This window comes from Streptomyces sp. NPDC046759 (assembly GCF_040645475.1).
In the GTDB taxonomy this organism is placed as follows: Bacteria; Actinomycetota; Actinomycetes; order Streptomycetales; family Streptomycetaceae; genus Streptomyces.
Genome location: NZ_JBEYYJ010000061.1, coordinates 1 through 14,271, shown reverse-complemented (window position 1 = coordinate 14,271; position 14,271 = coordinate 1). Strand labels below are relative to the sequence as shown.

The 14,271-nt window shown below is 69.2% G+C and carries 12 protein-coding genes, 1 rRNA gene and 1 riboswitch; of the genes, 12 read left to right on the top strand and 1 reads right to left on the bottom strand.

The window, feature by feature from the left end:
* The 11 genes from rrf to ABZ919_RS41050 form a co-directional block, all read left to right on the top strand.
* Positions 1-95 (top strand): 5S ribosomal RNA (gene rrf / locus ABZ919_RS41100); the annotation flags it as partial.
* A 108-nt stretch (positions 96-203) separates the two neighbouring features.
* Positions 204-812, top strand: coding sequence for a CDP-alcohol phosphatidyltransferase family protein (locus tag ABZ919_RS41095; protein ID WP_361259321.1), 609 nt, complete (start codon positions 204-206; stop codon positions 810-812).
* Between the two features lie 114 nt (positions 813-926).
* Positions 927-3,422: a mannose-1-phosphate guanyltransferase gene (locus ABZ919_RS41090; RefSeq protein ID WP_361259318.1), complete on the top strand. Its 2,496-nt coding sequence runs from the start codon at positions 927-929 to the stop codon at positions 3,420-3,422.
* A gap of 134 nt (positions 3,423-3,556) precedes the next feature.
* Positions 3,557-4,474 carry a DUF881 domain-containing protein gene (locus ABZ919_RS41085; RefSeq protein WP_361259315.1) on the top strand — a complete coding sequence of 306 codons (918 nt, stop codon included), beginning with the start codon at positions 3,557-3,559 and terminating at the stop codon, positions 4,472-4,474.
* Positions 4,471-4,803 carry a small basic family protein gene (locus ABZ919_RS41080; RefSeq protein ID WP_003988855.1) on the top strand — a complete coding sequence of 111 codons (333 nt, stop codon included), beginning with the start codon at positions 4,471-4,473 and terminating at the stop codon, positions 4,801-4,803. The genes ABZ919_RS41085 and ABZ919_RS41080 overlap by 4 nt, the downstream gene beginning before the upstream one ends.
* A gap of 5 nt (positions 4,804-4,808) precedes the next feature.
* Positions 4,809-5,705, top strand: a complete 897-nt coding sequence (locus ABZ919_RS41075; protein ID WP_361259312.1) for a DUF881 domain-containing protein — start codon at positions 4,809-4,811, stop codon at positions 5,703-5,705.
* Between the two features lie 148 nt (positions 5,706-5,853).
* Complete coding sequence (locus ABZ919_RS41070; RefSeq protein WP_361259324.1) at positions 5,854-6,723, top strand: FHA domain-containing protein; 870 nt, start codon at positions 5,854-5,856, stop codon at positions 6,721-6,723.
* 44 nt (positions 6,724-6,767) lie between these two features.
* Entirely contained in the window at positions 6,768-7,505 is a 738-nt protein-coding gene (locus ABZ919_RS41065) for a MerR family transcriptional regulator (protein ID WP_361259309.1), read from the top strand.
* Between the two features lie 85 nt (positions 7,506-7,590).
* Positions 7,591-8,064, top strand: coding sequence for a bifunctional nuclease family protein (locus ABZ919_RS41060; protein WP_026253112.1), 474 nt, complete (start codon positions 7,591-7,593; stop codon positions 8,062-8,064).
* Positions 8,065-8,289: 225 nt separating this feature from the next.
* A complete protein-coding gene (locus ABZ919_RS41055) occupies positions 8,290-8,934 on the top strand; it encodes a MerR family transcriptional regulator (protein ID WP_361259307.1) in 645 nt (214 codons plus the stop codon).
* A 233-nt stretch (positions 8,935-9,167) separates the two neighbouring features.
* Positions 9,168-10,601, top strand: coding sequence for a DNA polymerase IV (locus ABZ919_RS41050; protein WP_361259304.1), 1,434 nt, complete (start codon positions 9,168-9,170; stop codon positions 10,599-10,601).
* On the opposite strand, the gene ABZ919_RS41045 is transcribed toward ABZ919_RS41050, so the two are convergent.
* On the bottom strand, positions 10,523-10,894 hold the full coding sequence (locus ABZ919_RS41045) for a PRC-barrel domain-containing protein (protein ID WP_361259301.1): 372 nt from the start codon (positions 10,892-10,894) through the stop codon (positions 10,523-10,525). The genes ABZ919_RS41050 and ABZ919_RS41045 overlap by 79 nt on opposite strands.
* Before the next feature lie 119 nt (positions 10,895-11,013).
* A riboswitch (glycine riboswitch) is annotated at positions 11,014-11,107 on the top strand.
* A 176-nt stretch (positions 11,108-11,283) separates the two neighbouring features.
* Between ABZ919_RS41045 and gcvP the strand changes: the two genes are divergently transcribed.
* The gene (gcvP, locus tag ABZ919_RS41040; protein WP_361259298.1) at positions 11,284-14,169 is read left to right on the top strand and encodes an aminomethyl-transferring glycine dehydrogenase; all 2,886 of its coding nucleotides are present in this window, start codon (positions 11,284-11,286) and stop codon (positions 14,167-14,169) included.
* Positions 14,170-14,271: the final 102 nt, after the last annotated feature.

The following is a 14,271-nucleotide window of genomic DNA, read 5'->3' as shown; positions in this document are numbered from 1 at the left end:
AAACGCCCGGTTACATTCCGAACCCGGAAGCTAAGCCTCACAGCGCCGATGGTACTGCAGGGGGGACCCTGTGGGAGAGTAGGACACCGCCGAACTCCTTTTACAGCTCCGGCTCTTGGGCACTGCCCAGGGGCCGGAGCTTTTTTTGCGTTGAGGTAAGGTCAGGGGGCATCGTTGGCTCGTTTCGCACAGGAGGCCCCCGGGTGGAGGTCCAGGAGACCCGTGTCCAGACGGACCGGGTCCTCACCATCCCCAACATCCTCAGCATGGCCCGGCTCGTCGGCGTACCCCTCTTCCTGTGGCTGATCCTCAGGCCGGAGTTCGGTGGTCCGAAGAGCGACGGCTGGGCTCTCCTCGTGCTGGCTTTCAGCGGGGTCAGTGACTACCTGGACGGCAAGCTCGCCCGGCGCTGGAATCAGATCAGCAGCCTCGGCCGGCTCCTCGATCCCGCGGCCGACCGCCTGTACGTCCTGTCCACGCTGGTGGGACTCACGTGGCGGGAGATCCTCCCGATCTGGCTGACCGCCCTCCTGCTCGCGAGGGAACTGATGCTGCTGGTGATGGTGGGCATCCTCCGGCGGCACGGCTATCCGCCGCCGCAGGTGAACTTCCTCGGGAAAGCCGCCACGTTCAACCTGATGTACGCCTTCCCGCTCCTGCTCCTCAGCGACGGACACGGTTGGATCGCGTCACTCGCCGCAATTTTCGGATGGGCGTTCGCCGGGTGGGGTACAACCCTCTACTGGTGGGCAGGAGTGCTCTACGTGGTACAAGTCCGCCGATTGGTTCGTGCGGACGCCATGGCCGATTGAGCTCGGCGATTGTCCGCACGTAACGCCACGATGGCCCGCGGTGGAAAAGTGCGGGACAATCTGGACGGGTGAAGTCGGCTAGACCGTCGTCTCTTGGAGGAGGACGCTTCCGACATGAAGGCCGTCGTGATGGCCGGGGGCGAAGGCACGCGCCTGCGCCCTATGACCTCTAGCATGCCCAAGCCGCTCCTGCCCGTGGCCAACCGCCCGATCATGGAGCACGTGCTACGGCTGCTCAAAAGGCACGGGCTCACCGAGACCGTTGTCACCGTCCAGTTCCTGGCATCACTCGTCAAGAACTACTTCGGCGACGGTGAAGAGCTCGGAATGGAGCTCACCTATGCCAACGAGGAGAAGCCACTCGGTACCGCCGGAAGCGTCAAGAACGCCGAAGAGGCGTTGAAGGACGATGCCTTCCTCGTCATTTCCGGTGATGCCCTGACCGACTTCGACCTCACGGAGCTGATCAATTTCCACAAGGAGAAGGGCGCGCTCGTCACGGTCTGTCTGACCCGGGTGCCCAATCCACTGGAGTTCGGCATCACCATCGTCGACGAGGAAGGCAAGGTCGAGCGTTTCCTGGAGAAGCCGACCTGGGGGCAGGTCTTCTCCGACACGGTCAACACGGGCATCTATGTCATGGAGCCCGAGGTGTTCGACTACGTCGAACCCGACGTTCCGGTCGACTGGTCCGGTGACGTCTTCCCGCAGCTGATGAAGGAAGGCAAGCCGATCTTCGGCTACGTCGCCGAGGGCTACTGGGAGGACGTCGGCACTCACGAGAGCTATGTGAAGGCCCAGGCCGATGTCCTCGAGGGCAAGGTCAACGTCGACATCGACGGCTTCGAGATCTCGCCGGGTGTGTGGGTGGCGGAAGGTGCCGAGGTGCATCCCGATGCCGTACTGCGTGGACCGTTGTACATCGGCGACTACGCGAAGGTCGAAGCCGGCGCGGAGATTCGCGAGCACACGGTCGTCGGCTCGAACGTCGTCGTCAAGAGCGGTGCCTTTCTGCACAGGGCCGTCGTGCACGACAACGTGTACGTCGGGCAGCACAGCAATCTGCGCGGCTGTGTCGTCGGCAAGAACACCGACATCATGCGCGCGGCGCGCATCGAGGACGGCGCGGTCATCGGTGACGAGTGCCTGATCGGTGAAGAATCGATCGTTCAGGGAAACGTCCGGGTCTATCCGTTCAAGACCATCGAGGCCGGTGCCTTCGTCAACACCTCCGTCATCTGGGAGTCGCGGGGACAGGCCCATCTGTTCGGTGCCCGTGGTGTGTCCGGCATCCTGAACGTGGAGATCACCCCGGAACTGGCCGTGCGGCTGGCCGGTGCCTACGCGACCACCCTCAAGAAGGGCTCCACGGTCACCACGGCCCGCGACCACTCCCGAGGTGCCCGTGCGCTCAAGCGGGCGGTCATCTCCGCGCTGCAGGCCAGCGCCATCGACGTACGCGACCTGGAGAACGTGCCGCTGCCCGTGGCCCGGCAGCAGACGGCGCGCGGCAGTGCCGGCGGCATCATGATCCGGACCTCCCCCGGTGTACCGGACTCGGTCGACATCATGTTCTTCGACGGCAACGGCGCCGACCTGTCCCAGGGCAGCCAGCGCAAACTGGACCGGGTGTTCGCACGGCAGGAGTACCGGCGGGCGTTCCCCGGCGAGATCGGCGACCTGTACTTCCCGGCCAGCGTCTTCGACTCGTACACGGGGTCGCTGCTGCGGAACGTGGACACGACCGGGATCGCCGAAGCCGGTCTGAAGGTCGTCGTCGACGCCTCCAACGGCAGCGCGGGGCTGGTGCTGCCCAGCCTGCTCGGCAAGCTCGGCGTGGATTCCCTGACCATCAATCCCGGTCTGGACGAGTCCCGGCCCACGGAGACGAGGGAGATGCGGCGCGGCGGCCTGGTCCGGCTGGGCGAGATAGTGGCGTCCTCCGGGGCCGCGTTCGGTGTGCGCTTCGACCCCGTCGGCGAGCGTCTGTCGCTCGTGGACGAAAAGGGCCGGATCATCGAGGACGATCGTGCGCTGCTGGTGATGCTGGACCTGGTGGCCGCGGAGCGGCGCAGCGGCCGGGTGGCGCTGCCGGTGACCACGACCCGGATCGCCGAGCAGGTCGCCGCCTACCACGGCACCCAGGTCGAGTGGACGACGACCTCGCCCGACGACCTCACGCGCGTGGGCGGCGAGGAAGGAACGATCTTCGGCGGCGACGGCAAGGGCGGGTTCATCGTCCCCGAGTTCAGCAGCGTCTACGACGGTACGGCGGCCTTCGTACGGCTGATCGGCCTGGTGGCGCGTACGCAGCTCACGCTGAGCCAGATCGACGCACGGATCCCGCGGGCGCATGTCCTCAAGCGGGACCTGGCCACGCCGTGGGCCGTCAAGGGCCTGGTCATGCGGCGGGTGGTCGAAGCCGCGGGGGATCGCTTTGTCGACACGACCGATGGTGTGCGGGTGGTGGAGACGGACGGGCGCTGGGTGATGGTGCTGCCCGACCCGGCCGAGGCCGTCACCCATCTGTGGGCCGAGGGGCCCGACGACGCATCGGCGCAGGCCCTGCTGGACGAGTGGTCCGCCGTCGTGGACAGCGCCGGAAGGTAAAGCGGCAGTAAGGGGAGAGGTGCCACCGAACGGCAAAAACCCATGCACGCGCGCGTGTCGGACAGGTGTCCCCGAGGGGGCCTGTCCGGCACGTGGGTGGGGCCATTCGGAGGTACTGCTCGCGACATGCGACGATGTGCGGCATGCCGCAGCAACCCCCCGTTCGGAGCAGCCCCCCGCGGGCGCAGCGCCCGGACGCCTCCATGTCGTTGATCACCAACGTCATGGACCACAGCCTCGACGACGGGTACGCCGAGGCCGCCGCCCGGAGGAAGACCCAGGGCGAGGGTGGCCTGCCCAAGACGCTGAGTGCGAAGCTCGGTCTCGCGGCCGGGCTCGTCCTCGCGGCGCTGGTCGTGACCGTCGGGGCGGCGCAGACGCGGGCCGCGGCGCCCGTGGTGGCCAAGGAGCGCCAGGAACTCATCGACCGGGTGGACAGCGAGACGGCGAACGCGGACAAGCTGGAGCACAGCGTCGACAAGCTCCGGGACGACGTGAGCGCCCGCCAGCGGGTGGCGCTGAAGTCGAGCGGCGGCAGCGCGCAGGTGGATCTGGTGGGCGTTCTGTCGGGCGCCACCGCGGTCCACGGGCCGGGCGTCAAGCTCGTCGTGAACGACGCCAAGGAGGCCAGCACCGGCGGTGACGGCACCAACCCGCGCGAGACGTCGGGGTTCTCCGACACCGGCCGGGTCCGTGACCGGGACATGCAGCGCGTCGTCAACGGGCTGTGGCAGTCCGGCGCGGAGGCCGTCTCCGTCAACGGGCAGCGGCTGACCGCCCTGTCCGCGATCAGGGCTGCGGGGGACGCGATACTGGTCGACAACAGGCCGCTGGTGCCGCCGTACACGGTGCTGGCGGTGGGGGACGGGCAACGGCTGAGCACCAGCTTCCAGAACAGCGCCGACGGCCTGTACCTGCACGCCCTGGAGCAGAACTTCGGCATCCGCGCCACCATCTCCACGGAGGGTGACGTACGGGTGCCCGCCGCACCGAGCGTGATCGTACGTACTGCACAGCCGAGCACCGAGAAGACTGAGAAGGGCACATCGTGATCGCCGTACTGGGCCTCGTCGTGGGAGTGGTGGCCGGCCTGTTGGTCCGGCCCGAGGTTCCGGCGGTCGTCGAGCCTTATCTGCCGATCGCCGTCGTAGCTGCGCTGGACGCCGTGTTCGGCGGTCTGCGCGCCATGCTCGACGGCATCTTCGACGACAAGGTGTTCGTGGTGTCGTTCCTGTCGAACGTGGTCGTCGCGGCCCTGATCGTTTTCCTCGGCGACAAGTTGGGTGTGGGCGCGCAGCTGTCGACGGGTGTCGTGGTGGTCCTCGGCATCCGGATCTTCTCCAACGCCGCGGCGATCCGGCGGCACGTGTTCCGGGCGTGATACCGATGAGCGAGCAGAACGAGCAGAACGAGCGGAACGAGCGGCCGCAGCAGCCCGAGAAGCCGGAGAAGTCCGAGCAGCCGGAGAAGCCGGTGAACAGGCTGCGCAAGGAACTGCCCCAGGAGGAGCCCGCCCCGGCACCGGACGCGCCGACAGCCGCGCAACAGGCCGAAGAGCCGCTGACCGGCCGGCAGCGGCTCGTCAAGGGGCTGTGGCCGCCGCGGGTCACCCGGGCCCAACTCATCGTGGCGCTGCTGCTGTTCGGCCTCGGCTTCGGCCTGGCCGTGCAGGTGGCGTCGAACAGCAACAGCGACAGCGCGCTGCGTGGCGCGCGTCAGGAAGATCTTGTTCGCATCCTCGATGAACTGGATTCGCGTACTCAGCGTCTTGAGGACGAGAGGCAGGGGCTCGAAAAGCAGCGCCAGGAGTTGCAGAGCAGTTCCGACCAGGCCGCGGAGGCTCGCAAGCAGACGGCCGAGAAGGAGAGGCAACTCGGCATCCTGGCGGGCACCGTGGCGGCACAGGGCCCCGGTATCACGATGACGATCGAGGACACGAAGGGGACGGTCAAGGCGGACATGCTGCTCGACGCGATCCAGGAGTTGCGCGCGGCCGGTGCCGAGGCGATCGAGGTCAATGGGGTCCGTGTGATCGCGAGCACCTACTTCACGGACTCGGGCACGAGCGTCAGCGTCGACGGGAACAAGATCAACGCCCCCTATCGTTTCCAGGTCATCGGCAAGCCGCAGGACCTGGAGCCGGCGTTGAACATCCCGGGAGGCGTGGTGCAGACGTTGGAGAAGGAGCAGGCCACGGTGAGGGTCGCGGAGCCTGACAAGATCGTCGTGGATGCCTTGCGACAGGCGAAGCAGCCTCACTACGCTCGGTCGTCCTCCCAGTGAACCGGCGGTGCATGGGGGCCGTCCGGCAGGGGCATGAGGTTGCGGGGGGTCGGCGCACCGAAGGGGTGGCGCGTGGTGGAAACTGTCTGGTGGATACGGACGTTGTGAGAATGTCCGGCTCTGCCGGTGTAGGTAATCAGGGTTCGTCCTGCCCCACGGGCGGGTCTGTTTCGGTCAAGGGGAATCGCCCGTGAAGTTGTTTGCGAAGTTGTTCGGCAAGAGTGCGCGAGAGGGCAGCGACAACGCGACCGCTCGGCACCGCGCGCAGCCTGACGCGGAGGGCCGGCGCCCGCTGTTCCGGGACCAGGTCGCTGGTCCGGGCGGTGACATTTCCGGAGGTCAGGGCGGGGCGTCGGTTGACCCTGCCCAGTCCGGCGGCATAGGTTTCGGGCAACCGTCAACCTCAGGTGCGGGCGGGGGGTACGCCCCCGGTCCGTACGCGTCCAACGCCCCGGCGGGGCAGCCGCAGGAGGATCCGTCCATGTCGGTCCTGGTGTGTACGAGGTGCGGTAACCGCAACGCGGAGAACGCCCGCTTCTGCTCCAACTGCGGTGCGCCGCTGCGCCCGGGAGTGACGCCGGAGCGTGCCGCCGAGACGACGTCCACGATCTCCATCTCCGGGATCGAGGCCTACGACGCGGAGGTCACCGGCCAGACCCAGATGCCGATGCTCTCGCCGGAGGCGCAGGCCGCGGTGGACGCGCTGCCGATGGGCTCGGCGCTGCTGGTCGTGCGCAGGGGACCGAACTCGGGCAGCCGCTTCCTGCTGGACAGCGACCTGACCACGGCCGGCCGTCATCCGCAGAGCGACATCTTCCTGGACGACGTCACCGTCTCGCGTCGGCACGTGGAGTTCCGGCGCGCCTCGGACGGCTCGTTCACCGTGGCCGATGTGGGCAGCCTGAACGGCACCTACGTCAACCGCGAGCGGATCGACCAGGTCGCCCTGGCGAACGGTGACGAGGTGCAGATCGGCAAGTACCGGCTGGTGTTCTACGCGAGCCGTCAGGGCATCTGACCCGCCCCCGGACCGGCGTCCGGGGGAACTCCCAGGGAAGGTCCATGCTTCAAACACCGAGCGGCGGTGCCCGAAGCGGTACCGCCGCCAGGGACAGTGGGCTGATGAGCATCGGCACGGTGCTGAACGTGCTGCGCGACGAGTTCCCCGAAGTCACCATCTCCAAGATCCGTTTCCTGGAGTCAGAGGGTCTCATCGAGCCGCAGCGGACCCCATCGGGGTACCGCAAGTTCAGTACCGCGGACGTGGACCGCCTGGCTCAGGTGCTGAGGATGCAGCGGGACCACTATCTGCCGCTCAAAGTGATCCGCGAGCATCTGGATGCCGTCGGGCGGGGCGAGGCCGTCCAGCTGCCCGTCGTGGGGCGTCAGCGCACCGGGGAGGACGTTCCGGAGCCGCCCGGGACGCCGGCGGTGGCCCGGGTGGGCCGGGCCGAACTGCTGGCGGCCGCGGAGATCGACGACGGTGAGCTGCGGGAGTGGGAGTCGTACGGACTCATCGCTCCCCTGGAGGACGGGGCGTACGACGCCGAGGCGGTCACCGTCGTCTCGCTGGTCGCCGAGCTGGGCCGGTTCGGCATCGAGCCGCGCCACCTTCGGGTGATGAAGGCCGCCGCCGACCGTGAGGCCGGACTCGTCGATCAGGTGGTGGCCCCGCTCAAGCGTCACCGCAACCCGCAGACCAGGGCACATGCCGAGGCCCGTACCAAGGAGCTGGCGGCGCTCACGGTGAAGCTCCACGCGGCACTGGTGAAGACCGCTCTCGGGGTACGGCTGCCCTGATCGCCGGGCGGTGCCGGCGGCCGGATCGGGCACCTGTTCCCGGCCCGACTACCCAAACGTCCCGAGCACGGCCTAGGGTTGCTGTGTGAACGAGCTCGATGTCGTAGGTGTCCGGGTCGAAATGCCCTCCAACCAACCGATCGTGCTCCTGCGCGAAGTGGGAGGCGACCGTTACCTCCCCATCTGGATCGGGCCGGGGGAGGCGACGGCGATTGCGTTCGCCCAGCAGGGCATGGCCCCCGCGAGGCCGCTGACCCACGACCTGTTCAAGGACGTGCTGGAAGCCGTCGGCCAGGAGCTGACCGAAGTACGCATCACCGACCTGCGTGAGGGTGTCTTCTACGCGGAGCTGGTCTTCGCCAGCGGGGTCGAGGTCAGTGCCCGTCCCTCCGATGCCATAGCGCTGGCCCTGCGCACCGGTACGCCGATCTACGGCAGTGACACGGTGCTGGACGACGCCGGCATCGCCATTCCGGACGAGCAGGAGGACGAGGTGGAGAAGTTCCGCGAGTTCCTGGACCAGATCTCGCCCGAGGACTTCGGCACAAGCAGCCAGTGACCGCGACGAGCCGGTGCGCGCGGCGCCCTGTACGGGCAATTGCCACCGGCCATGAAGAGCGTCCTGCGGCCTCCCGTGAACGCATTCGGCTAGCCTTTCCCCGCGGTGGGGCACGGGAAACCACTCTTAGGGTGATTATCACTCGGCGTGCCGAGTGTGGCGATCGTTGACGCACCCCTGGTGACTGCCTACCGTCGTGAAGGCAGGTCAAGGACGGAGGTCGGCGTGAGAACCAGCGGCGACGGTACGGCTGGGGGTGCTCCCGTGCGCGGTTTCGGGGAGAACGGGCCGTACCCGGTTCACAGCAGCGCGGTGGATCACGCTCCGCAGCGGCCGACGGTGGTGCCGAACGGCGGAGGGGCGGCGTCCGTGACATCCGAGCAGATCGGCTACCGGGGGCCCACGGCCTGCGCGGCCGCGGGTATCACCTACCGGCAGCTCGACTACTGGGCCCGCACGGGCCTCGTCGAGCCGAGCGTGCGGCCCGCCTACGGGTCGGGCACGCAGCGGCTGTACAGCTTCCGGGACGTCGTCGTCCTGAAGATCGTCAAGCGGTTCCTGGACACCGGGGTCTCGCTGCAGAACATCCGCTCGGCCGTGCAGCACCTCAGGGAACGCGGTTTCCGCGACCTGGAGCGGATGACGCTCATGAGCGATGGCGCGACGGTGTACGAGTGCACCTCGCCGGACGAGGTCCACGCCCTGCTCCAGGGCGGGCAGGGCATCTTCGGGATTGCCGTCGGTGTGGTGTGGCGGGATGTGGAAAGCGCGCTCTCCCAGCTGCACGGTGAGCGCGTCGACACCGGTGAGACCCTGGTCGGGCTCAACCCCGCGGACGAGCTGGCGCGACGCCGCAACCGGGCGGTCTGACACCGGTCCGCGCCTGCCGCGGGTCCGCGGCTCACTGGTCCTGGTCCCACCGGTCCTGGAACCACGGGCGCTACGAACTGCCGCGCCCGAGGCGGTCGTCGCCGGCCGTGCGGTCTGCGGACGCCGTGTGGCATCGGGGGGCGGCGGTGTCCTGTGACACCGGCCGTGTGATCTGAAGCCGGTCGCTCTTCCCGGGCCGTGCGTTGTCAGTGCCGTGGTGCAGCATCGGAGATGTGAGAAACGCGCCCACCATCCTGCATCTCGACATGGATGCCTTCTACGCCTCCGTGGAGCAGGCATCCAAGCCGAGCCTGCGCGGGAAGGCGGTCGTCGTGGGCGGGCTCGGACCGCGCGGGGTGGTGGCCACCGCGTCGTACGAGGCGCGGGTCTTCGGGGTCCACTCGGCCATGCCCATGGCCCAGGCGCGCCGGCTGGCACCCAACGCCGCGTATCTGGTGCCGCGCTTCACCCTCTACCGGGCGATCAGCGAGCAGGTGATGGCGCTGCTGCGGGAGCTGTCACCGCTGGTGGAGCCGCTCAGCCTGGACGAGGCGTTCGTGGACCTGGAGGCCGGCGGGACGGCCTGGGACGAGGCGTCGGCACGGCTGGCCGGGAGCAGACTGCGCGCGGACATCCGAGCGGTCACCGGTCTCACCGGCTCGGTGGGGCTCGCCGCCTCCAAGATGCTCGCCAAGATCGCCTCCGAGCAGGCCAAGCCGGACGGCCTGGTGCTGATCGAACCCGGGTCGGAGCGGTCCCTGCTCGGGCCGATGCCGGTGCGGACCCTGCCGGGGGTCGGGCCGGCCACCGGGGACCATCTGCGCAGAGCGGGGATCACCACGGTCGGGGAACTGGCCGAGGCGGGCGAGGACGAACTGGTTCGCCTGCTGGGCAAGGCCCACGGGCACGCGCTGTACGCCATGGCGCTGGCCCACGACGAGCGGCCCGTGGTGGCCGAGCGAGAGGCGAAGTCGGTGTCGGTCGAGGACACCTACGACGTGGACATCCACGAGCGGCTGCGGATCGGCCTGGAGGTGCAGCGGCTCGCCGACCGGTGTGTGGGGAGGCTGCGCGAGGCCGGTCTGTCGGGGCGGACCATCGTGCTGAAGGTGCGCAGGTACGACTTCTCGACACTGACCCGCTCGGAAACGCTCAGAGGGCCCACGGACGATCAGGCGGTCGTACGGGAGGCGGCCGCGCGGCTGCTGGACTCCGTGGACACCACGGGCGGGGTGCGGCTGCTGGGGGTGGGTGTCTCGGGCCTGGCCGACTACACCCAGGAGGACCTGTTCGCGCAGGCGTTGCCGTCGCGGGCGGCCCCGGCGCCGGAGGAGGCGGTGGCCGAGGTCGTCGTGGAGCGGCCGGAGCGCGTCGAGCGGCACTGGCGCGCCGGGCAGGACGTGCGGCACGCCGAGTACGGACACGGGTGGGTGCAGGGGAGCGGGCTGGGGCGGGTCACGGTGCGGTTCGAGACGCCGCAGTCCACTCCGGGGCGGGTGCGGACGTTTTCTGTCGGGGACGCCGCGCTGGAGGCCGCTGACCCCTTGCCGCTGGTCGTGGATTCTCCCCACCCGATCGCCCGTCTCGGTCACGTCTCCTCCGAGCCCGCCAGCTTGCCGAAGTCGTGGTCCGGTACGGAGGGCGGCGATCCGACGTCGAGGCCGTAGTGGTGGTAGAGCTGGAGTTCCTGTTCGGGGGAGAGGTGGCGGCCCACGCCGAAGTCGGGGGCGTCCTTGATCAGGGCGCGTTCGAACGGAACGTGGAGAGCACCCTCCACCAGTTCGCTCGGTTCCAGGGGGACGAAGGCGTCGCGGGAGAACAGGCCGGTGCGTATGGCCGCCCACCTCGGCACGCCGGTCGCGTCGTCGAGGTAGACCTCGTCGACGGTACCGATCTTGGTGCCGTCGCGGCCGAACGCCTTGCGGCCGATCAGGTTGCGCGGATCGATGTCGGTCTGCACGGTCCCTCTCCCTCCACGTGGTCGCAATACATCCGTAAGCACTACGAAAGAGCACATTCAAGGAGGCGGCCACTCGAGGACTCGGGCGTTGACCCCGCTGGTAGGCTGACAGCGGCTGCTGACCCCGTGCGGGAGAGTCCTCCGATCCTTCGGAGGCGCCGAAGGAGCAAATCCTCCCCGGAATCTCTCAGGCTCACGTACCGCACGGACGAGGTCACTCTGGAAAGCAGGGCGGGTGTCGACGGCTTCCGCTCTCACCGACGGTGAAAGCCGGCGTCCCTCAGGGCGTCCGGTGAAGCTCTCAGGTTGAGATGACAGAGGGGGAGGCCGTCGGGGCACCCGTGCCGTGGTGCCCTTCGAAGGTCGCGTCAGACCAGGAGGCCTCCGCAATGACCGCCCACCGCATTCCGCTCTCGGAGCTCGAAGCGGGCATCCCCTTCGAGCAGCGCCACATCGGGCCCGACCAGGAGGCGCGGGCCAAGATGCTCGCGCAGGTCGGCTACGGCTCGCTGGACGAGCTGACCGCCGCGGCGGTCCCGGATGTGATCAAGAATGCCGACGCCCTCGACCTGCCGGGCGCCCGTACCGAGGCCGAGGTGCTCGCCGAGCTGCGCTCGCTCGCCGACCGCAACCAGGTCCTCGATTCCATGATCGGCCTTGGGTACTACGGGACCTTCACGCCGCCCGTCATCCTGCGCAACGTCATGGAGAACCCGGCCTGGTACACGGCCTACACGCCCTACCAGCCGGAGATCTCCCAGGGACGCCTCGAAGCCCTGCTGAACTTCCAGACCGTCGTCGCCGACCTCACCGGTCTGCCCACCTCCGGCGCCTCGCTCCTGGACGAGGGCACGGCCGCCGCCGAGGCGATGGCACTGTCCCGGCGCATGGGCAGGAACAAGAAGGGCCTGTTCCTGATCGACGCGGACGCGCTGCCGCAGACCGTCGCCGTCATCCAGACCCGCGCCGAACCGACCGGTGTCGAGGTCGTCGTCGCCGACCTCAGCGAGGGCATTCCGGCCGAGGTCGCCGGGCGCGAGATCAACGGCGTGCTGATCCAGTACCCGGGCGCCTCCGGTGCCGTACGCGACATCAAGCCGGTCATCGACCAGGCGCACGAGCTGGGCGCCCTGGTCACCGTCGCCGCCGACCTGCTCGCGCTGACCCTGCTGACCTCGCCGGGCGAGCTGGGCGCGGACATCGCCGTCGGCACCACCCAGCGCTTCGGCGTGCCGATGGGCTTCGGCGGTCCGCACGCCGGCTACATGGCGGTGCACGAGAAGTTCGCGCGCAGCCTGCCCGGCCGGCTCGTGGGCGTCTCCGTCGACGCGGACGGCAACAAGGCCTACCGGCTCGCCCTGCAGACCCGTGAGCAGCACATCCGCCGCGAGAAGGCCACCAGCAACATCTGCACCGCGCAGGTGCTGCTCGCGGTGATGGCGGGCATGTACGCCGTCTACCACGGGCCGGAGGGGCTCCGGACCATCGCCCGGCGGACGCACCGGTACGCCACGATCCTCGCCGCGGGCCTGAGGGCCGGCGGCGTGGAGACCGTCCACGGCGCCTTCTTCGACACCGTCACCGCGCGTGTGCCGGGCAGGGCCGCCGAGGTCGTCGCCGCCGCCCGGCAGAACGGCGTCAACCTCCATCTGGTCGACGCGGACCACGTCTCCGCCTCCTGCGACGAGACCACCGGGCGGGCCCAGCTGGCCGCCGTGTGGTCCGCCTTCGGCGTCGAGGGCGACATCGAGGAGCTGGACGCGACCGCCGAGGACACCCTCCCCGAGGGGCTGCTGCGCACCGACGCCTACCTCACCCACCCGGTCTTCCACCAGCACCGTTCCGAGACCGCGATGCTGCGCTACCTGCGCAGGCTGGCCGACCGCGACTACGCGCTCGACCGCGGCATGATCCCGCTGGGCTCCTGCACCATGAAGCTCAACGCGACCACGGAGATGGAGCCGGTCACCTGGCCCGAGTTCGGCCAGCTGCACCCGTTCGCCCCGGCCGAGCAGGCCAAGGGCTATCTCACGCTCATCCGGGAGCTGGAGGAACGTCTCGCCGAGGTCACCGGCTACGACAAGGTCTCCCTCCAGCCGAACGCCGGTTCGCAGGGCGAGCTGGCCGGTCTGCTGGCCGTACGCGGCTACCACCGCGCCAACGGCGACGAGCAGCGGACCGTCTGCCTGATCCCGTCCTCCGCGCACGGCACCAACGCGGCCAGCGCCGTGATGGCCGGGATGAAGGTCGTCGTGGTCAGGACCGCCGAGGACGGCGAGATCGACGTCGACGACCTGCGCGCGAAGATCGAGCAGTACCGCGACGAGCTGTCGGTGCTGATGATCACCTACCCGTCCACGCACGGTGTGTTCGAGGAGCACGTCGCCGACATCTGCGCCCAGGTGCACGAGGCGGGCGGCCAGGTGTACGTCGACGGCGCCAACCTCAACGCCCTGGTCGGCCTGGCGAAGCCGGGCCACTTCGGCGGTGACGTCTCGCACCTGAACCTGCACAAGACCTTCTGCATCCCGCACGGCGGCGGCGGGCCCGGCGTCGGCCCGGTCGGGGTTCGCTCGCACCTGGCGCCGTACCTGCCGAACCACCCGCTGCAGCCGGCGGCGGGCCCGGAGACGGGCGTCGGCCCGATCTCGGCCGCTCCCTGGGGCTCCGCGGGCATCCTGCCGATCTCGTGGACGTACGTGCGTCTGATGGGCGGCGAAGGTCTGAAGCGGGCCACGCAGGTGGCCGTGCTCTCGGCGAACTACATCGCCAAGCGCCTGGAGCCGCACTACCCGGTCCTGTACACCGGCCCCGGCGGCCTGGTCGCGCACGAGTGCATCGTCGACCTGCGCCCGCTGACCAAGGCCACCGGCGTGAGCGTGGACGACGTGGCCAAGCGTCTGATCGACTACGGCTTCCACGCGCCGACCATGTCCTTCCCGGTGGCCGGCACGCTCATGATCGAGCCGACCGAGTCCGAGGACATCACCGAGCTGGACCGCTTCTGCGATGCGATGATCGCCATACGCGCGGAGATCGAGAAGGTCGGTACGGGCGAGTGGCCGGCGGAGGACAACCCGCTGCGGAACGCCCCGCACACCGCCGCCGCGCTCGGCGGTGAGTGGGCGCACGACTACAGCCGCGAGGAGGCCGTATTTCCGGCCGGCGTCTCGGCCGCCGACAAGTACTGGCCGCCGGTGCGCCGCATCGACCAGGCCTTCGGCGACCGCAACCTGGTGTGCTCCTGCCCGCCGCTGGACGCGTACGAGGACTGAGCGCGTCGCACGGCTCTCTGAGGGCCCCGTCCGGTCTCCGGGCGGGGCCTTCGCCCCTGCTAGTGCCGCGACCGGAAAGGTTAACCCGCGAACCATTACCGT